The sequence below is a fragment of the Pseudomonas sp. 9AZ genome (assembly GCF_902506525.1).
GTDB lineage: Bacteria > Pseudomonadota > Gammaproteobacteria > Pseudomonadales > Pseudomonadaceae > Aquipseudomonas > Aquipseudomonas peli.
Map to the genome: position 1 here is coordinate 1,853,774 of NZ_LR733840.1, position 17,704 is coordinate 1,871,477.

Sequence of the window (17,704 nt, forward strand, 5' to 3'; positions counted from 1 at the left end):
TGCTCGGGGTCGTTGTTTGAGAAGTCGCTGATGAGAGCATTGCTGACGCTGCTGGCTTGCCTGCCCTTTACCCTGGCTGCGCTGACGCAGGCTGAGACCTTCAAGGTCGGGGTCGAGCTGCAGCCCTACCTGCCGTATTCCAACGTGCAGGACGGCCAATACCTGGGCTATGGCCGCGACTTGCTCGACGCCTTTGCGGCGCACCAGGGCCATGAATTTATCTACCAACCGCTGCCGGTACGGCGCCTGCTCAGTGACTTTCTCAACGACCGGGTAGATTTCAAATACCCGGATAACCCGCGCTGGAACGCTGATCAGAAAAAAGGCTATGCGCTGCACTACAGCCAAGCCGCTGCACCGGCGATAGACGGCGTACTGGTCAAGCCCGAGTTTCTCGGCCAGGGCTCTGCACGCTTACACCGTCTCGGCACCCAGCGCGGCTTTACCCCTTGGCCCTATCTGGATGAAATCAAGGCCGGCAAGATTCTGCTGATCCAGGCCAACCAGATCGATTCACTACTGGCCATGGCCATGAACGACCGGATCGACGGCGTTTGCCTCAACCCACAAGTGATCCAGCACCAGTTCTACAACAGCGCGGAAAAAAGTCTGGTGTTCGACCCCAAACTGCCCTACCAGGATGACCACTACTTCCTGTCGAGCATCCGCCACCCCGAGGTGGTCAAGCAGTTCGACGCCTTCCTCAGCAGTCAGGCCGAACTGGTGCAAATGCTCAAAGACCGCCATGGCATTAGCGACCCGCTTAGCGGCCAATAACTCACCTCGACTGCTTATTGCGGCTGCAAGGTTCCGCAATCCGCCGTCACCCAGCGCGCTTGGCTTTGCATGCTGCTGCTCTGGCCGTCGAAGGTGCCGTTGACCGTTGAGGTGAACTCCTTGTCGCTGACAAAGCGTGTCTCACCTTCGCCCTGGCCGTTGGGGCAGCTGAAACGGAATTTCCACAGCTCGGCGCTGCGCTCGGTGACTTCATTGCTGCAGCCGGACTCGGGGTCTTGCAGGGGGATCTGCTGGGCCTTGATCTGCGCTTCGCTCATGCAGATACGCACACCCTTGTCGCCCAGCTGAACGCCCTGCTGAGCCAGCATCTGCTCCATCATTTGCCGTTGCTCGGGCGGCAGGTTTTTCATCTGCTCAAGCATCTGCTCCATCTCCGGCACCGCCTGGCCGCCGACCTGCATCGTGTTCGAGCTGATTTCCCAGAGGCCGGGCTGTATATCCAGCGCGCTGGCCAGGGCGGGCAGCAGGCAAAGGCTAAGAAACAGAGGTTTGCTAACACCGCGGTGCATGATCGACTCCTGAGGTGAGTGGGCGACCCTGCAAGCGTAGACCCTCTTAGGAAGCGTTCGCCTCGACCTCTTCACGATAGATACGCAGGCCGCGCGCCTGGTAGTTGGCCAGGGCGCTGGGGTGATCGAGGCTGCAGGTATGCACCCAGACCCGCGTGGTACCCGGCCAGGCCCAGGCGGACTGCAGCGCGTGGATCAGCAACGGGCCGCCAAAGCCCTGACCGAAGAACGCCTCGGCCAGGCCGAAATAGAGAATCTCCACCGCGCCGTCCGCATCGCGCAGCAGCTCGTAGTAACCGGCGATGGCGCCCTGGTGATAGGCCACCCAGGTGCGGTGATGGGGCTGCTCGATCAACTCGCGCCACTGCGCGTCGCTCCAGCTGAGTTTGTCGGTCCACTGCCAGGGCTCACCGACTAGCTGGTAGAGAAAGCGGTTGAGCTGAAACTGCTTGAGCTGGCATTCCACCACGCTCAGCTCGGGGGGCAGCGGCTTGGCGCGGATCTGCTCGGGGTGCTGCATGTCCAGGTAATAGGTGATGGTGCTCATAACATCCTGCTTGTCAGTCAATCTGCTGAAGCTAACCCTTACTGCAAACGAACAAAACCCCCACCGGCTGTGCCAAATGGGGGTTCTCCTCTACAACAACCAGGGCTTGTGGCCCGGGAGCAGACGCCGCCTTAGCTGTCGTCCTGGCCTGCCGCCGAGGCGGCCGGGGAGCTTTGCTCACAGCTCCAGAGTTCCAACGCCGGCTGGGTCGCTTGTGGCGGGCCGAGCCATTCACTCATCGAGTGGCAACGCTGGTTGAAACACAGTTGATAATCCCCTGCCTCGGGGGTTCGCCCCAAACGCAGTGGTTGCAAGGGGGGTAGCTGACGCTGGTAATGCCAGCTGCCCTCGCGCAGTTCGGCGCCGTCTGGAATCTCCATACCGGCCCCGGAACCCTTGACCCGCGCTTCGCCGAGAAGCAACCCCTCAGGCGTCACGCGGTAATCCTCTTCCCAACGAATTTTCTCGATGGTGTGTGTCCAGGCCAGGGTAAAGCTGGGCGTGGGCACTTCTGCCCATACCGCGCCCGCCAAACCCAGGCACAGGCCGATCATGCAGTGGCCAGCTGAGCGCGACGAGCACGCCAGACATGCTGGACGATAAACAGCGCCGCCAGGGCGAAGCCGATCTCGTCACTCATCGGTGTCGCCAGGATCAGGCTGGCACCGGCAGCAAAGCCCAGCGCGCGCTCCCACCAGCTCAGTTTGGCCTGCAGGTAACCGGTAAACACCACGCCCCAGATGCCGATGGCCAGCAGTGCCTTGAGCACCACATAAAGGGTGGCCAACAGACTGTCGCCCTGCAGCATCAGCGCCGGCTCATAGACCGCCATAAACGGCACCACAAACCCGGCCACGGCGATGCGAATCGCCCACAGGCTGATCTTCAGCCCGCTTTCCTTGGCAATCGGTGCAGCTGCGAAACAAGCCAGCGCCACCGGCGGCGTAAGGTCGGCCATGATGCCGAAATAGAACACGAACATGTGTGACACGATCAGCGGCACGCCCAGCTCCAGCAACGCCGGCGCGGCAATCGAGCTGGTGATGATGTAGTTGGGAATAGTCGGGATGCCCATGCCCAGCACCAGGCAGGTAAGCATGGTGAGGATCAGCGAGAGGAACAGGTTGTCCTGGCCGATGGCGAGGATGTAGCCGGCGAAAGTCGAGGCTACCCCGGTCAGCGAGACCACGCCGATGATCACCCCGACCAGGGCGCAGGCGATACCCACGGGCACCGCATGGCGTGCACCTTCCACCAGCGCATGCAGGCAGATCACCAGAGTGTCGCGGCCGCCTTTGATAAACCAGCACACCGCCACCAATAGCGCGACGACGCCAAACACCACACCGATACCGAGCTGGAAGAAGCCGGCGCAGAGCACGCCCAGGGCAATCCAGAAGGCAAAGCGCATGACCTTGGACGACACCCGCAGGATGATCGCCGAGCCGAGAATCACGATGGCGGTCAGGGCCAGGCCGACCATGCCGGAGAACAGCGGCGTGCGCCCGGAGAACAGTAGGTAGATCAGGATGAACAGCGGAATCAGCAGGTACCAGCGCTGTTTCACCGCCGCCCAGGGGTTCGGGCATTCCTCTTTAGGCAGGCCGCGCAGGTTGGCGCGCTTGGCTTCCAGGTGAACCATCCAGAACACCGAACCGAAATACAGCAGCGCCGGAATCAGCGCGGCCTTGGCCACCTCGAAGAACGGCACGTTAATCGTCTCGGCCATGATAAAGGCCACCGCACCCATGATCGGCGGCATGATCTGGCTGCCCATCGACGAGGTTGCTTCCACGCCGCCGGCAAACGCCGGCTTGTAGCCGAAGCGCTTCATCAGCGGGATGGTGAACTGGCCGGTAGTCACCACGTTGGCCACGCCCGAACCGGTGATGGTGCCCATCAGCGCCGACGACACCACCGACACCTTGGCCGGGCCGCCGAGTTTGTGGCCGAACAGGCCCATGGCGAAATCGGTAAACAGCTTGATCATGCCGGCCTGTTCGAGGAACGCGCCGAACAGGATAAACAGGAAGATATAGGTGGCCGATACATAGGTCGGCGTGCCGTACAGGCCCTCGGTGCCAAAGGCCAGCTGGTTGACGATCTGGTCGATGGCATAGCCACGGTGCATCAGGTCGCCCGGCAGGTACTGGCCGAACAGGCCGTAGGCGAGAAACAGCGCGCAGATCAGCGGCAGGGCAATGCCCATCACCCGCCGAGCGGCTTCAAACACCAGCACGATCAGCACCAGGCCGACGACCATGTCGCTGCTAGTCAGGTCACCGGAGCGTTGAATCAGATCGGCTTCGAAATACCACTGGTAGAACGCCGTGGCCATGCCGGCCAGGCCCAGTAGCCAAGCCAGCGGCTGCCAGGGCTGCTCCTTGCCACGGGCGGGAAAACAGAGAAACACCACCAACAGCAGAAAGCCCACATGCACGGCACGCAGAATCTGGCTGGATACCGGGTGGAAGGCCGCGGTGATGATCTGGAAGATGGAGAACAGCAGCGCGACATAAAACAGCGCTTTCGGCCAATCGCTGGGGTTAGCGGCGAGGCCTTGGTTTTGCTCACTCATGAAGGTCACACCCTCGTTACAACGTCGATAGCGCAAGAGTCGCCAACAAAACCTGCCGTGGCCTGCACGCCGGTTTTATTCGCAGCTCTAGCTCGTGTCCGGAGAGGTTGACGCTGCGCACAGCGCCAACCTACACCCTCAACCCTTCAGCAGCCTTACAGTGCGCCGGCTTCTTTGTAGAAGCGCTCGGCACCCGGATGCAGCGGGATAGGCAGATCCTTGGCCGCGCCTTCCAGTTTGATGTCCTTGGCCGCCGAGTGGGCGTTACCCAGGCGCTCGAGGTTGTCGAACATCAGTTTGGTCATCTGATAGGCCACTTCATCGGACACGCCTTCATGGCTGACCAGGATGTTGGTGATGGCCACGGTCGGTACATCGCTGTCCTGACCGTCGTAGGTGCCGGCTGGAATCGAGGCCGCCTGGTAAGCGGCGTTGTCGATTTTCGCGGTGATCTCGGCCGGGATGGCCACGAAGTTGATCGGCAGGGTCGCGGCCAGGTCGCGAATCGCCGCCATGCCCAGGCCCGAAGACTGCAGGGTGGCATCCAGCTGACGGTTCTTGATCAGCTCGACCGACTCGGCGTAGGGCAGAAACTCAACCTTGCCCATATCTTCATAGCTCAGGCCGGCGGCCTTGAAGATGGCGCGGGCGTTCAGCTCGGTGCCGGATTTCGGCGCGCCGACGGAGATGCGCTTGCCCTTCAGGTCAGCCAGAGTGGTGATGCCGGATTCCTTGCTGGCGACGATCTGGATGTAGTTCGGGTAGGTGCCGGCAATCGCCCGCAGCTTTTTCAGTGGCGCCTTGAAGCCGGCGTCTTCCACGCCATTCCAGGCATCGGCAACCGAGTCACCGAGGGCGAAAGCCAGCTCGCCGCGACCGGCTTGCAGCAGGTTGAGGTTTTCCACCGAGGCCTTGGTGGCTTGCACCGAGGTCTTCGAACCTTCGATGCCGTTGCTGTACAGCTGCGACAGGCCTACGCCAATCGGGTAGTACACACCGCTGGTGCCACCGGTCAGCACGTTGATAAAGGTTGGGGCGGCGAGTACCGCGGTGCTCGCGGTAAAGGCTGCGGCAGCAGCAAACAGGCTGAATCGTTTGGTCATTCGCATGGAAGAATCTCCGTCGTTGTTATGGCTTTATGCAGAGGTTTTCACTGTAGACACTGCGCGCCGCCCAGGCAGCGGTGCAGCGCCAGGACTAACGCAATAGCGAAAAGGAGCAGAGGCTCGCGCGCGGCCTGAGCCGAGCGCACAAGAGGTGGGCAGTGGATGCCGAGCGCGACAGGCGCGCAGACGATGCGGGGCAGTGCATGGGATTCACCTCTTGTCTTTCTTATAGAGGCCGAGGCAATCGAGTGCCAGGCTGACAAGAGCTATAGCAGATGCCGTGCCAGTGAGAGAAAAGCCCGTGCTAGAGCCTTCAGCGTGCAAAACACGGCCCGCCTGGCGGCTGTAGTAAGCGGAAATCCGCCAGTGAAAAAACTCAGATAAGCGAAATTCCGCCGACTAGTTCTCACTCGTCATCAGCACTGCCGGCCGGCCGATAGCTGCTGCGCTGCAAGCCGTGGCGCTGCATTTTCTCGTTAAGGGTGCGGCGTGGCAGCTGCAGCAGCGTCATGACTTCGGCGATATTGCCCTGGCAGTGCTGCAGGGCGCGGTGCAGGCATTGTGCTTCGAAGGCTTCCATCTGCTCGGCCAGCGACTGTTGCGGCAGGCCATCGTCGCCCTCCACACCGCCACTCAAGCCCAGGGCATGGCGTTCGGCGGCGTTGATCAGCTCGCGCACGTTGCCCGGCCAGTCATGCCCGAGCAGCCGGGTCAGCTCGCTCGGTGGCAGGCTTGGCGTCTCGCGTCCATGGCGTTGCGCGGCCTGGTTGGCGAAGTGTTCGAACAGCAGCGGAATGTCTTCACGGCGCTCGCGCAGCGGCGGAATCCGCAGGGTGGCGACATTCAGCCGGTAGTAGAGGTCTTCACGGAAACGCCCGGCTTTGACCTCATCGAGCAGGTCTGGCTTGACCGCGCTGATCACCCGCAAGTCGACCTGAATGCTGCGGTTGGAGCCGAGGCGCTCCAGGGTTTTCTCCTGCAACACGCGCAGCAGCTTGACCTGCTGGGCCAACGGCAGGCTTTCCACCTCATCGAGAAACAGCGTGCCGCCGTCGGCATGTTCGATGCGGCCGATGCGCTTGCCCTGGGCGCCGGTAAAGGCGCCGCTTTCATGGCCGAACAGTTCGCTCTCGAACAGGTGCTCGGGAATCGCCGCGCAGTTCAGCGCGACAAACGGCTTGCCGGCGCGGTTGCTGAAATCATGCAGACAACGGGCAACCCGCTCCTTGCCGCTGCCGGTGTCGCCGCGCAGGAGGATATTCACCGAGGTGCCGGCCAGCTCAAGGATCTGCCGGCGCAGGGTTTCCATCGGCCGCGAGACGCCCAAAAGCTGCGCCTCGATATGGTCCTTGAGGGCGAACTGCTGACGCAGCTGGCGGTTCTCACAGACCAGGCGGCGCTTATCCAACGCGCGGCGCACGCTGTCGAGCAGGCGTTCGGGGGTAAAGGGCTTTTCGATAAAGTCATACGCGCCCTGGCGCAGCGCCTGCACCGCCATCGGCACATCGCCATGCCCGGTGATCAGAATCACCGGCAGATCGCGGTCGCGCTCCAGCACGCTGTCGAGCAGCTGCAGGCCATCGGTGCCGGGCATGCGCACATCGCTGATGATGATGCCGGGGTAGTCACGGTCGACCAGCGCCAGCGCGGCCTGCGCCGTGGCGCAGCTGTGCACGCTGAAGCCGGACAGCTCCAGCCACTGCTGCACCGCCTCGCGGATGGCCGCTTCATCGTCGACGACTATTACATGCCCAGTCATATCACCTCCCCCCTCTTTAAATCGGCGGGCAGTGTAGCCCGGATAAAATCCGGGAAATAACCCGCACTACGCATTCGGTGCTGCCGGCAGACGCAGGATAAACACCGCGCCTTGCTCGCCATTGGCCGCCTCCAGGCTGCCGCCCAGTTCGCGGACGATGCCGTAGGACACCGCCAAGCCGAGGCCCAAGCCGGCGCCCACCGGCTTGGTGGTAAAGAACGGTTCGAACACATGCCCCAGCGCCTCGCTGGCGATTCCGCCGCCGCTATCGGCGATGCTCAGCAGACACTGCTCGGCCTGACGCTCGATACGAATCTGCAGTTGCCGCACGGTACTGTCCGCCATGGCATCCAGGGCGTTATTCAGCAGATTGAGCAGCACCTGTTCCAGGCGAATCGCATCGCCCAGCACCCGCGCCTCGGTGTCGATCTCGTTGTGCAGCTGCACCTGTTCGCTGCGCAGGCGCGGCGCCAACAGCTGCAAGGCTTGCTCCAGCACATCGCTCAACCGCAGACGCTCGCTCAGCCCCGCCGGGCTTTTACGAGCAAAGGTCTTCAGGTGGCCGGTGAGCCCGGCAATGCGTTGCAGCAGGCCATCGATGCGCTGCAGCCCTTCGCGCACATCGTCCTGGCGACCGCTATCGAGCAACAGGCGCAAGCTGCCCAGCTGCATCTGCATGGCCGTTAGCGGCTGATTGATTTCATGGGCCATGGCCGCCGACATCTGCCCCAGCGCCGCCATCTTCGCAGCGTGCACCAGGCCTTCCTGAGCCTCGCGCAACTCGGCGGTGCGCAGCGCCACTTCACGCTCCAGGCGCTCACGAATACCGGCCTGCAAGCGCTGAGTCTTGCGCCGCTGGGCCAGGTAGAGCAGCAGAAAGGCCAGGGTCATCCATACCCCGGCGGCGGCCAGGCGGTAGCTGCGCACGCTGTCGACCAGGGTTTTCGGCTCGTGCAGCAGGTGCAGGGTCCAGCCTTCATCGCCCAGGGCCTGGCGCTGCCAGAGGTAGTCACGCGGGCCATCCGGTCCCTCGACCCGGCGCCACTGGCTGTCGCTATCGATCTGCCGGCGCAGCGTGCTGGCCAGCGGTTGCAGCGCCTGTTCGGCGTATTTGCGCACCTCCACCAGCTCGGCGCGGGCCTGCTCGCTCAAACTGTCGAGGGCGAGAAAACGCCAGGCCGGACGGTTGCTGAGGATCACCACCGAGTAGCTGTCGGCCACCAGCAGCACACCAGGCTGGCTGGCCCATTCGCGCTGCAACTCTTCCAGTTCCAGCTTGACCACCAGCACGCCGAGCACCGTGCCGTCGTCGTCGCGCACCGCATGGGAGAGGAAATAACCAGGGATGCCGGTGGTCACGCCCACCGCAAAATAACGCCCGGAGGACTGGCGTACAGCGTCCTGAAAGTACGGGCGGAAGGCGTAGTTGTTGCCGACAAAACTGCTCCAGTCGCGCCAGTTGCTCGCCACCAGGGTTTCGCCTTGGTCGTTGAGCAGATACAGCACGTTGGAGCCGGCGGCCGTATTGAGCTGCTCCAACCGCTCGTTGAGTGTGCTGCGCAGCAAGCTGTCATCCGGCGCGCGCAGCAGCGACTTGATATCGCTGTCCAGCGCCAGCACCTCGGGTACCGAGCGGAAGCGTTCGACCAGGGTGTGGATCGACTGCGCATACAGCTGCAACTGCCCGCGCGCCTCCAGACTGCGCTCCTGCCAGGCGCGCTGCTCGGCGTAACGCCCGGCCAGCCAGATGCTCGCCAGCAGGCCGAGTAGAATCAGCAGGACGATCAGGGCAACGCGGTAACGCAACAAAAAGGCAGACATGCGCGGCTCGCAACACGGTGGAGCCGGCATGGTAAGACAAAGCACCGCGCCGCGCAGTGCGCAGCGGCTCGACTGTTTGAACAAGCGCCTGCGGCCGCTATAGTCAGCGCTGGCTATACGGCGATTACGCCAGGGACGCATGATGAGCACTGAGCAACAGGCCACCACCCCACGCTTCTGGCGCGACCCGGCGCTGCCCTTCGTGGAAACGCGCGAAGCCCTTGATGGCCGTCTGTTGTGCTACGCCAAGCATTCCCATGAGTGTTTTTCGATCGGCACTATCACCCGGGGCCGCAGCACCTACTTCAATGAAAAAGCGCGCGAGCAGGTGGCCGCCGGCACGCTGGTGCTGATGAATCCGGGTGACGTGCATGCCTGCAACCCCGTGGACGGGCAGCCCTGGTCGTATCGCATGTTCTATATCGACAGCGCCTGGCTGGGCGAGCTGCAACACCAGCTAGGGTTCGGCCACAACCCGCAACTGCAGCCCTTCTCCGCCATCCTCAGCCGCGACCCTGAGCTGTTCAACGGCCTCAACCAGCTGTACGACCTGCTCAATGCCGCATCGGTCGATCAGCTGCGCAAAGAGTGCGCTCTGATCGACTATTTCAGCACCCTGCAACAGCGCCTGGCACCCGCGCCGGCACCCATCCGCGAGGACAACCCGCGCATTCGTCTGGCGGCAGAATTTATCCGCGCGCACTGCACCCAGACGCTCAAGCTGGACGCCATCTGCAGTGCCGCCGAGCTGTCGCCCTCATACCTGATTCGCAGTTTCCGCCAGCACTACGGTATGACCCCACATGCCTACCTGCTCAACTGCCGTGTGCAAGTGGCCCAGGCCGGACTGAAACGCGGCGAGTCGATTGCCGAGGTGGCGCTGGACGCCGGCTTTGCCGACCAGGCGCACTTGCAGCGCACCTTCAAACAGCTGCTCGCCGCCACCCCCGGGCAATACCGCCGCGCCTGATCAAACCAGCAGATAAACCGCCGAGAGCACCAGCAGCAAGGCCAGGCCGCGATTGAACCGGCGCAGGTACAGCGGATTCTCCAGGTACTGGCGCAGGTAAACCCCGGCCAGCGCCCAGCAGCTGATCGATAGATAACAGATCACGAAATACAGCGCCGCGAACTGCCCCACCCGCCACAGATCACCATCCGCCGCATAGGCGCCCATGCCTGCCATCGAGGCCAGCCAGGCCTTGGGGTTGAGCCACTGCATCAGCGCGCCGTTGAACAGCGACGGGCGCTGCTGCGCGGCATTGCCGCTCAGCTGTCCGTCAGACCGGGCCAGGCCGTAGGCCATGTACAGCAGAAAGGCGACGCCAAACCAGGCCACCCATTGCGTCAGTACCGGCCACTGCTGCAACAGCTGTTGCAAACCCAGGCCCATGGCCAGCAACAACGCGGTAAAGCCGAACGTCGCCCCGGTGACATGGCGCATGCTGCTGCGCAGCCCATGGGTCGCGCCGGCACTAAGCGCCAGCAGGTTGACCGGGCCGGGAGAGATCGAAGCAGCGAGGGCAAAACCTGCCATGGAGTAAAACAGCGTATTCATCACACACCTGTCAGCACAACCAAAGGAGGTGCCAGGCTGACAGGCCCACCGCGCAAGGTATTGAAGGAAAATGCCCTGTACGGGTATGTGCCGACAGGGCAGAGATCATCACGGCTGGACGTGATCCGCCCGCTGCAACAGCCCATCCGCCAGCCACTGACGCAACCAGCTCACCGCCTGCACGGGTGCCTGTTCGCCGAGGTGCGCCAGCTCGCCGCACAGCTCAGCGAAGCTCCAACCCTGCACAGTCATGCCCTGCAGTGCCGCCGCTTCATCGGCCGCCAGGCTGCGGTAGCGGGTAATCAGCTGATCGCGCCAGACCACACAGGTCTCCACCTCAACCAATGCTTGGCTGCCGGGGAAGTCACCCTGCTCCTTGCACGCACGCCAGAGCGCCAGGCTGTTATGCCGGCACGCCAGCCACTGCACGCTCGGTAACAAACGCACCTGCAGGGTCGGCCAGTCTTCAGCCGGCAGTTCGGCCATCTGCGTCAGGCTCAGGGGCTGGCCTTCTGGCGCATCGAAGGCCAGGGTAAAGGCCCATTCCAGCCGCGCCAGTTCGCTGAGCGGCGCGGCCTGTGCGGGAATCAGGTAGCCGTCGATAAAGTCCGCAAACTGTGCGCCTAACCAGCGCAGGCTGAAATGCTGCGAGGGGTGCGCAGCGAGATAGGCCAGGGCCAGGGCATCGAATTCTTCATCACCGAGCCAGCCATGCACCGCCGGATAGTCACCACGCAAGGCTTCCAGCAGGCGCGCGCGGTAAGCGTTGTGGTAAATCGCCAGGCCCTGTTCGGCACTCAGCGCCGCACTACCCAGCAGACTGGCCTGCAGCGCCGGATTGGGCTGGGCATCGGGTTTGAGCAGGTAGGCCTGCACCTGCGCCTGCCAGTCACTCAGGCGCATTACGCTGTGCCTTGCAGTGCTTGGGCGGCAAACCGGCGCGCGGTATTCAGCTCGTCGAGCAGCACATCCAGATCGGGAAAATGATCGTCGCGCTCCAGTAGCGTGGACACCGGGCCGAGGTGCTGCAGGGTGCGTTGATAAAGCTGCCAGACCGGATCGCTGACCGGCTGATCATGGGTGTCAATCAGGTAGCTGCCGTAATCGCTGTGGCCGGCCAGGTGCAGCTGACGAATGCGCTGCTTGGGCAGGGTGCTGATAAAGGTCCAGGCATCAAAGCCATGGTTGCGTGCACTGACGTACACATTGTTAACGTCCAGCAACAGCTCGCAGCCGCTCAACTCGCTGAGTGCGGCAAGGAACTGCCATTCGCTGAACTGATCATCGGCGCAGCGCAGGTAACTGGAGACGTTTTCCAGCACCAGAGGCCGTTCGATCACGTCCTGCACCTGGCGCACACGCTCGGCCACATGCTGCAGGCTCTCCTCGGTATAAGGCAGCGGCAGCAGGTCGTGCAGTTGATGGGCATTGCCCCGGCTCCAGCACAGGTGATCGGAGATCCACGCTGGCTGCACGCGCGCGGCGAGGTGTTTGAGCTGACGCAGGTAGTCGCGGTCCAGCTCATGCGGGCCGCCAATCGAAAGCGACACGCCATGCATCACCAGCGGGTACTGCTCGCCGATGGCATCGAGAAAGTAGAGGGCCTTGCCGCCCGCTACCAGGTAATTTTCCGAGACGATCTCGAACCAGTCGATCGCCGGCTGTTGTTCGAGAATGGCTTGGTAATAGGTGCTGCGCAGGCCGAGGCCAAAGCCCAGATTGCCGCGTTGAGCATTCATTGCTGGCTCCTTGCAGGGTGATGCGGGGCAACCGCGCGGCGGCCGCCCCGGCTCACTTACTCGCCGACAGTACCTTTGGCGGCATTGCACTCAGCGAGGGTCATCGACTTGAAGCCGTGACCTTTGCAAGCACCCTGACCCTTGCAGCTGTTTTCGGCGGTCTTGCAGTCATTCTGGCCTTTGCAGGACGTGACGCCGTAACAATGTACTTTGGCTTCTTCAGCCACTGCTACGGTGCTTGAGAGACCAGCGAACAGGCTGGCAGCAGCGAAAGCGATAGCAGCACCGGTAGCAGCGGTAGATTTCATGTTCATGTGCGTATCCTCGGGTGATCTGGGTTGGCCGGACGAAAAGGGTTTTGTGTGCCGGCATTCAACTAGAGCGACGAGACGAACAGACGTTACAGCAGCGCTGAAAAAAACTTCAGCGATTCAGCGCCGACGCAGCAAAAGCACGAAAAACACCCCGCCAATCGCCGCCGTGGCGATGCCGATGGGCAGGTCCTGCGGCGCCAGCAGGGTGCGCGCGGCGACATCCACCCAGACCAGAAACAGCGCACCGAGTAACGCACTGACCGGCAGCAGGCGACGGTGCTCGGCGCCCACCAGAAAGCGCGCCACGTGCGGCAGAATCAGCCCGACAAAGCCGATGGCACCGCTCAGTGACACCAGCACCCCGGTCAGCAGCGAAGCGCAAACAAACACAAGCAAACGCACCCGACGCGGTTCCAGACCGAGGCTGACCGCGCTGTGTTCACCGGCCATCAGCGCATTCAGCGCCCGCGCCAGACCGAGTAACAGCAGCAGGGCCAGCGCCAGGCACAGCGCTGGCAGCCAGAGTAGTTCCCAACGCGCTAGCCCGAGGCCGCCGAGCATCCAGAAGATCACCGAGCTGGCGGCATGGTGATCGCCAAGAAACAGCAGCAGGTTGCTTGCCGCCATCATCACAAACGACACCGCCACCCCGGCCAGCAACAGGCGGTCACTCTCCAGCCGGCCGCCGCGACTGGCAATCGCCAGCACCAGCAGCATGCTCACCAGCGCGCCGACAAAGGCCGCCAACGGTAGGCTGAGCAGGCCGATAAATTCACCCAGGTACAGCACCACAATCACCGCGCCGAGCGCCGCACCGGAGCTGACGCCGAGCAGATGTGGATCGGCCAATGGATTGCGGGTCACCGCCTGCAGCGCCGTGCCGACCAGCGCCAGCCCGGCACCGACCAGTGCACCGAGCACCACCCGTGGCGCACGGATCAGCCAGACGATGCTGTCCTGGGCGCTGCTCACCGCCTGCGCCGACTGCAAGTCAAACAGGCGCTGGCCGAGGATCTCCAGCACGCGCGGCAGTGGCACCGGCGCGGCGCCAAAGCCCAGGGATGCGGCACAGGACAAGGCCAACGCCAAGGCCAGCACCAGCAGCAACAGGCGGTAGGCGCGCGGGCTGCGAATCATTGGCCGAAGGCCTGCGGGTGCAGCGCGGCGGCCAGGGTCTCGATGGCGGCAGCGTTTTCCAGGCTCGGCGTCACCGCCAGGTACGGCAGCACCACAAAGCGCTGTTCACGAATCGCCGTCAGCCCCTGCAAAGCCGGATGCTGCAGCAGAAAGTCACGCTTCTGCGCCGCACTGCGCTCGCCGTAATCGACGATCAGAATCACCTCGGGGTCGCTGCTGATCACCGCTTCCCAGCCAACGCGCACCCAGCTCGCGGCCAGCTCATCCATCACATTGCGCCCGCCAGCGGCTTCGATCAGCGCCTGCGGCATGGCCAGGCGGCCGGCGGTAAAGGGGCTTTCCTCGCCGCTGTCGTAGAGAAACACCCGTGGCGCCGGGCCGCTGTCGGCCAGGCGCTCACGCACCGCCGCCACCCGTTGCTGCATGCCCAGCACCAGCGCCTCGGCGCGCGACTCAACCGCGAAGATGCGGCCGAGGTTATGCAGATCGTTGTAGACATCCTCCAGGCTGGCCACCCGGCGTGGCATGACATGGGCGCAGGACTCGCTCAGCTCGTACACCGGGATGCCGAAATGCGTCAGGCTGGCCGGGGTGACTTCACCGCCGACGCGCATGCCGTAGTTCCAGCCGGCGAAGAAGAAATCCGCCTCGGCGTTAAGCAGGTTTTCCAGCGACGGGTGCCGCGCCGCCAGCTCGGGCAAATCGGCCAGCTGCGCCATCAGCTCGGGGTTGGGAGTTTTCCAGGCGCTGATGCCGCTGTAACCGACCATCCGCGATTTCAGCCCGAGGGCCAGCAGCATGCCGGTCAGATTGATGTCCTGGCTGACTGCGCGCTGCGGCGGCTGCTCGATGGTCAGCTGACGGTCGCAGCTGGTGACGGTAACCGCCTGGGCGGACAGGGCCGCGCCCAGCAACGGAATGCACAGGGCGTAACGCAGAAAACGCTTCATGGATTGATCCAGGTAATACGCGGGTGCCCCGCGAGGGGATGACGGTCGACCAGCGCCTGCACGCCATACACCTCGGCCAGCAGCGCTTCAGTCAGCACCTCAGCCGGCGTACCGCTGGCCACCACGCGGCCGTGGTCGAGCACATACAGGCGGTCGCAGAAGGCCGCCGCCAAATTGAGATCGTGAAAGCTGGCCAGGGTCGCCAGGCCAAGGGTTTTGATCAGCCGCAGCAGCTCCAGCTGGTAGCGCGGGTCAAGGTGGTTGGTCGGCTCGTCGAGGATCAGCAGCGTCGGTTGCTGCACCAGCGCGCGGGCCAACAGCACGCGCTGCTTCTCGCCGCCGGAGAGATGGGCGAACGCCTGGCGCTTGTGCTCAGTCAAACCCACCCGCGCCAGGGCCTGCTCGACCAGAGCAACATCGGCCTGGTCATCGCCATCGAACAGGCCCTTGTGCGGCGTGCGGCCCATGGCGGCGACTTCGGCCACGGTCAGGCCGAAGTCCTGGGGAAACTCCTGCAGCACCACCGCCACCCGCTGTGCGCACCAGCGCGGCGAGCGGCTCCACAGCGCTTCGCCGTCCAGCTCAACCGAACCCTGATCGGGCCGCTGAAAGCGGTAGGCACAGCGCAGCAGGCTGGTCTTACCGCTGCCGTTGGGGCCGAGCAGGCCGACCAGCTGGCCATCGCCGACTGCCAGTTCAATGCCGTCGAGCAAGGCCCGCTCGCCATTGGGCGACCAGGCCAGCTCGCTGATCTGCAAGCGCGACATCAGAAACGGTAATCGGCAGTGACAAAGAACGAACGCGGCGCGCCCAGGTACCACTGCTGGCCGTCGCTGCTGCCGGTAGTGGCGTACTGGCGGTCGAACAGGTTGTTTAGCTCCAGGCCCAGACGCACAGCCGCCTGCACCTGCCAGGCAATGTTGGCATCGACCAGGGTGTAGCTCGGCAGCGCCACGCTGTTCGCCGTATCGGAGTAGCGCGAATCGACATAACGCGCGCCGATGCCTGCCTGCACCTGCTCGCTCAGCGCCTTGCTCAACCACAGGTTGGCGGTGCGCCGTGGCACGTTGGTCGGCCGGTTGCCGCTGCGGTCACCACCGGCCTCGCGGAAGTCGTCGTACTCGGCGCGTACCCACGCGGCGTTGGCCGACACCTGCCAGCCCTGCCCCAGCGCCAGCTCCAGGGTGGCTTCCAGGCCGTCGGAAGACTGCTGGCCGATCTGCTCGGTCGGCGCGGTCGGGGTGGCGCGGCTGAGTAGTTTCTCCTTGACGATGTGGTATGCGGCCAGCGTCCATTCGCCCTGGCCATTCCAGAACGCCTGCTTAAGGCCGATTTCGGTTTGCTTGGCCTCGCTGAGGTCGAACTGTTGCTGGCTCGGATTGAGCGTCAGCAAGTTGCTCACGCCCTCGGTGCTGGTGGCGTACTGGCCGTACAGCGACAGCTCGGGCGTGACCTCGAAGACCAACCCAGCGCGCCAGTTATCACCCGTCAGGCTGCGGTCGGCGCTGCTGTCGGTGAGCAGGTTGTCGCGCTGGATATGCAGCTGATCGCGGCGCACGCCGCTGACCAGCGACAGGCGTTCGGTCAGCTGGGTGCGGTTCTCGGCGAACAGCGAGAACTGCCGCGCCAAGTTACGTTCGCGCGGGCCGTACCCCAGTGGATCGGTGCTCTGATACTGACCGCCACCGCTGCCGGCGAGCGGCACGCTGTCAGTAAAGCTGCTGGAAAAATCGTGCTGACGGGCGAAGTGAATACGGTTGTAGTCCACGCCCACCACGCTGCGGCTGTCCAGGCCAAACAGAGCGTGTTCCAAGGTGAAGGTCTGACGGTCGCCGACCTGCTCCTGGGTGTGCTTGATCTCGTAGAAGTCACTGCGCTTGACCTGATCGCCCGGCTGCCAGCGGTAGGACTCGGCATTGCGCCAGTAGCGTTGGGTTTTGATGTAGTACAGCTGGTTGCTGGCGGTCAGGGCATCGTTGATGCGCCAGTCGCTGACCAGTCGGGTGATCTGGTCGTTGTAGCGAATCTCGGCGTTATCGACGTTGTAATTGCGCTCGCGCAGGCTCTCGCGGTACTGGCCGGCGACCAGCGGTGTGCCCAGGTAACGCTGCGGGTCCTGATCGCCCTGATCATGGGACAGGGTGAAACTCAGCGCATCGCTGGCATCCCAGCGCAGGGCCGCGCTCAACGCCTGGCTCTGCGACTCGCCATCATCGACCCAGCCATTGCTGGCCTGTTGATTGAGGTTGAGCCGGTAGCTCAACGCATCACTCAGCGAGCCGCCGCTGTCCAGCGCGGCCTGGCGACGGTCGTCGCTGCCGTAGCCGATACGCAGCTGGTTGCTGATGGCGCCGCTAAACGGCTTTTTCGGCACCACGTTGATCACCGCGCCCGTCGCGCCTTCACCGAAGAGAACCGAGGCCGGGCCGCGCAGCACGTCAACGCGCTCCACCGACCAGGTGTCGACCGGGAAGGTCACGGTGCCGGCCCCGACATACTGGCGGGTGCCGTCGTACAGCTGCATGGTCGCGCTGTGCCCGGTAAAGCCGCGCGCCGACAGTGCGGTGCCGCCATTGCCGGGGCTGCCGATGCTGCTGATGCCAGGGGTGCGGGTGACCGCATCCTGCACGCTGAGGTTGTTGCGTCCGCGCACCTGCGCGCCGCTCAGGCTGCTGGTGCTGGCCGGGGTTTGCAGGGCGCTCAGGCCCAAGCGCGAACCACTGCTGCTGGGCGTATGCAGATCGCTTTCGCCCTCCGCAGCAGCCTTGGCCTGAACGGTCGTGGCCGGCAGATTGACTGGAGATTCGCCCGCCACAGCCGAACCGGCCAGGCACAGGGCAAGGGAAACAGAGAGTTGAGACAGGGGATAGCGCGCCATGATGCTTCCA

The 17,704-nt window shown here is 63.7% G+C and carries 17 protein-coding genes; 2 read left to right on the top strand and 15 right to left on the bottom strand.

The features are described from left to right. The first annotated feature begins 30 nt into the window (after window positions 1-30). Window positions 31-777, top strand: coding sequence for an ABC transporter substrate-binding protein (locus tag ALTER154_RS08640; protein WP_160086258.1), 747 nt, complete (start codon window positions 31-33; stop codon window positions 775-777). A gap of 14 nt (window positions 778-791) precedes the next feature. On the opposite strand, the gene ALTER154_RS08645 is transcribed toward ALTER154_RS08640, so the two are convergent. The 7 genes from ALTER154_RS08645 to ALTER154_RS08675 form a co-directional block, all read right to left on the bottom strand. Further along, entirely contained in the window at window positions 792-1,307 is a 516-nt protein-coding gene (locus ALTER154_RS08645; RefSeq protein ID WP_160086260.1) for a DUF3617 domain-containing protein, read from the bottom strand. 46 nt (window positions 1,308-1,353) lie between these two features. Beyond that, window positions 1,354-1,854, bottom strand: coding sequence for a GNAT family N-acetyltransferase (locus ALTER154_RS08650; protein ID WP_160086262.1), 501 nt, complete (start codon window positions 1,852-1,854; stop codon window positions 1,354-1,356). A gap of 131 nt (window positions 1,855-1,985) precedes the next feature. Next, on the bottom strand, window positions 1,986-2,408 hold the full coding sequence (locus tag ALTER154_RS08655) for a DUF1850 domain-containing protein (RefSeq protein WP_160086264.1): 423 nt from the start codon (window positions 2,406-2,408) through the stop codon (window positions 1,986-1,988). Next, window positions 2,405-4,432 carry a TRAP transporter permease gene (locus tag ALTER154_RS08660; protein ID WP_160086266.1) on the bottom strand — a complete coding sequence of 676 codons (2,028 nt, stop codon included), beginning with the start codon at window positions 4,430-4,432 and terminating at the stop codon, window positions 2,405-2,407. The genes ALTER154_RS08655 and ALTER154_RS08660 overlap by 4 nt, the downstream gene beginning before the upstream one ends. 155 nt (window positions 4,433-4,587) lie before the next feature. Then, the gene (locus tag ALTER154_RS08665) at window positions 4,588-5,541 is read right to left on the bottom strand and encodes a TAXI family TRAP transporter solute-binding subunit (protein WP_160086268.1); all 954 of its coding nucleotides are present in this window, start codon (window positions 5,539-5,541) and stop codon (window positions 4,588-4,590) included. A gap of 403 nt (window positions 5,542-5,944) precedes the next feature. Beyond that, window positions 5,945-7,297, bottom strand: a complete 1,353-nt coding sequence (locus ALTER154_RS08670; RefSeq protein WP_160086270.1) for a sigma-54 dependent transcriptional regulator — start codon at window positions 7,295-7,297, stop codon at window positions 5,945-5,947. A gap of 66 nt (window positions 7,298-7,363) precedes the next feature. After that, complete coding sequence (locus ALTER154_RS08675; protein ID WP_160086272.1) at window positions 7,364-9,118, bottom strand: ATP-binding protein; 1,755 nt, start codon at window positions 9,116-9,118, stop codon at window positions 7,364-7,366. A gap of 142 nt (window positions 9,119-9,260) precedes the next feature. Between ALTER154_RS08675 and ALTER154_RS08680 the strand changes: the two genes are divergently transcribed. After that, window positions 9,261-10,088: an AraC family transcriptional regulator gene (locus ALTER154_RS08680; RefSeq protein ID WP_256665621.1), complete on the top strand. Its 828-nt coding sequence runs from the start codon at window positions 9,261-9,263 to the stop codon at window positions 10,086-10,088. Here the strand turns inward: ALTER154_RS08680 and ALTER154_RS08685 are convergent, their stop codons facing one another. The 8 genes from ALTER154_RS08685 to ALTER154_RS08720 all read right to left on the bottom strand — a co-directional run bounded on the left by ALTER154_RS08685 (window position 10,089) and on the right by ALTER154_RS08720 (window position 17,694). Further along, window positions 10,089-10,676, bottom strand: coding sequence for a LysE family translocator (locus ALTER154_RS08685; RefSeq protein WP_160086276.1), 588 nt, complete (start codon window positions 10,674-10,676; stop codon window positions 10,089-10,091). Window positions 10,677-10,784: 108 nt separating this feature from the next. Beyond that, window positions 10,785-11,579 carry a DUF2063 domain-containing protein gene (locus ALTER154_RS08690; protein ID WP_160086278.1) on the bottom strand — a complete coding sequence of 265 codons (795 nt, stop codon included), beginning with the start codon at window positions 11,577-11,579 and terminating at the stop codon, window positions 10,785-10,787. After that, window positions 11,579-12,415: a DUF692 domain-containing protein gene (locus ALTER154_RS08695; protein WP_160086280.1), complete on the bottom strand. Its 837-nt coding sequence runs from the start codon at window positions 12,413-12,415 to the stop codon at window positions 11,579-11,581. Before ALTER154_RS08695 ends, ALTER154_RS08690 begins: the two co-directional genes overlap by 1 nt. Window positions 12,416-12,471: 56 nt before the next feature. After that, the gene (locus tag ALTER154_RS08700) at window positions 12,472-12,729 is read right to left on the bottom strand and encodes a hypothetical protein (RefSeq protein WP_090378569.1); all 258 of its coding nucleotides are present in this window, start codon (window positions 12,727-12,729) and stop codon (window positions 12,472-12,474) included. Between the two features lie 117 nt (window positions 12,730-12,846). After that, window positions 12,847-13,866, bottom strand: coding sequence for an iron ABC transporter permease (locus ALTER154_RS08705; protein WP_160086282.1), 1,020 nt, complete (start codon window positions 13,864-13,866; stop codon window positions 12,847-12,849). Next, window positions 13,863-14,816, bottom strand: a complete 954-nt coding sequence (locus ALTER154_RS08710; RefSeq protein WP_160086284.1) for an ABC transporter substrate-binding protein — start codon at window positions 14,814-14,816, stop codon at window positions 13,863-13,865. The genes ALTER154_RS08705 and ALTER154_RS08710 overlap by 4 nt, the downstream gene beginning before the upstream one ends. Then, complete coding sequence (locus tag ALTER154_RS08715; protein WP_160086286.1) at window positions 14,813-15,583, bottom strand: ABC transporter ATP-binding protein; 771 nt, start codon at window positions 15,581-15,583, stop codon at window positions 14,813-14,815. The genes ALTER154_RS08710 and ALTER154_RS08715 overlap by 4 nt, the downstream gene beginning before the upstream one ends. Beyond that, the gene (locus tag ALTER154_RS08720) at window positions 15,583-17,694 is read right to left on the bottom strand and encodes a TonB-dependent siderophore receptor (protein WP_160086288.1); all 2,112 of its coding nucleotides are present in this window, start codon (window positions 17,692-17,694) and stop codon (window positions 15,583-15,585) included. The genes ALTER154_RS08715 and ALTER154_RS08720 overlap by 1 nt, the downstream gene beginning before the upstream one ends. Window positions 17,695-17,704: the final 10 nt, after the last annotated feature.

What these genes read in the sequence shown, in the direction of transcription:
- ALTER154_RS08640 (WP_160086258.1), top strand. Translation starts at nt 31, where the DNA reads ATGAGAGCATTGCTGACGCTGCTGGCTTGCCTGCCCTTTACCCTGGCT.
- ALTER154_RS08645 (WP_160086260.1), bottom strand. Translation starts at nt 1,307, where the DNA reads ATGCACCGCGGTGTTAGCAAACCTCTGTTTCTTAGCCTTTGCCTGCTG.
- ALTER154_RS08650 (WP_160086262.1), bottom strand. Translation starts at nt 1,854, where the DNA reads ATGAGCACCATCACCTATTACCTGGACATGCAGCACCCCGAGCAGATC.
- ALTER154_RS08655 (WP_160086264.1), bottom strand. Translation starts at nt 2,408, where the DNA reads ATGATCGGCCTGTGCCTGGGTTTGGCGGGCGCGGTATGGGCAGAAGTG.
- ALTER154_RS08660 (WP_160086266.1), bottom strand. Translation starts at nt 4,432, where the DNA reads ATGAGTGAGCAAAACCAAGGCCTCGCCGCTAACCCCAGCGATTGGCCG.
- ALTER154_RS08665 (WP_160086268.1), bottom strand. Translation starts at nt 5,541, where the DNA reads ATGCGAATGACCAAACGATTCAGCCTGTTTGCTGCTGCCGCAGCCTTT.
- ALTER154_RS08670 (WP_160086270.1), bottom strand. Translation starts at nt 7,297, where the DNA reads ATGACTGGGCATGTAATAGTCGTCGACGATGAAGCGGCCATCCGCGAG.
- ALTER154_RS08675 (WP_160086272.1), bottom strand. Translation starts at nt 9,118, where the DNA reads ATGTCTGCCTTTTTGTTGCGTTACCGCGTTGCCCTGATCGTCCTGCTG.
- ALTER154_RS08680 (WP_256665621.1), top strand. Translation starts at nt 9,261, where the DNA reads ATGAGCACTGAGCAACAGGCCACCACCCCACGCTTCTGGCGCGACCCG.
- ALTER154_RS08685 (WP_160086276.1), bottom strand. Translation starts at nt 10,676, where the DNA reads ATGAATACGCTGTTTTACTCCATGGCAGGTTTTGCCCTCGCTGCTTCG.
- ALTER154_RS08690 (WP_160086278.1), bottom strand. Translation starts at nt 11,579, where the DNA reads ATGCGCCTGAGTGACTGGCAGGCGCAGGTGCAGGCCTACCTGCTCAAA.
- ALTER154_RS08695 (WP_160086280.1), bottom strand. Translation starts at nt 12,415, where the DNA reads ATGAATGCTCAACGCGGCAATCTGGGCTTTGGCCTCGGCCTGCGCAGC.
- ALTER154_RS08700 (WP_090378569.1), bottom strand. Translation starts at nt 12,729, where the DNA reads ATGAACATGAAATCTACCGCTGCTACCGGTGCTGCTATCGCTTTCGCT.
- ALTER154_RS08705 (WP_160086282.1), bottom strand. Translation starts at nt 13,866, where the DNA reads ATGATTCGCAGCCCGCGCGCCTACCGCCTGTTGCTGCTGGTGCTGGCC.
- ALTER154_RS08710 (WP_160086284.1), bottom strand. Translation starts at nt 14,816, where the DNA reads ATGAAGCGTTTTCTGCGTTACGCCCTGTGCATTCCGTTGCTGGGCGCG.
- ALTER154_RS08715 (WP_160086286.1), bottom strand. Translation starts at nt 15,583, where the DNA reads ATGTCGCGCTTGCAGATCAGCGAGCTGGCCTGGTCGCCCAATGGCGAG.
- ALTER154_RS08720 (WP_160086288.1), bottom strand. Translation starts at nt 17,694, where the DNA reads ATGGCGCGCTATCCCCTGTCTCAACTCTCTGTTTCCCTTGCCCTGTGC.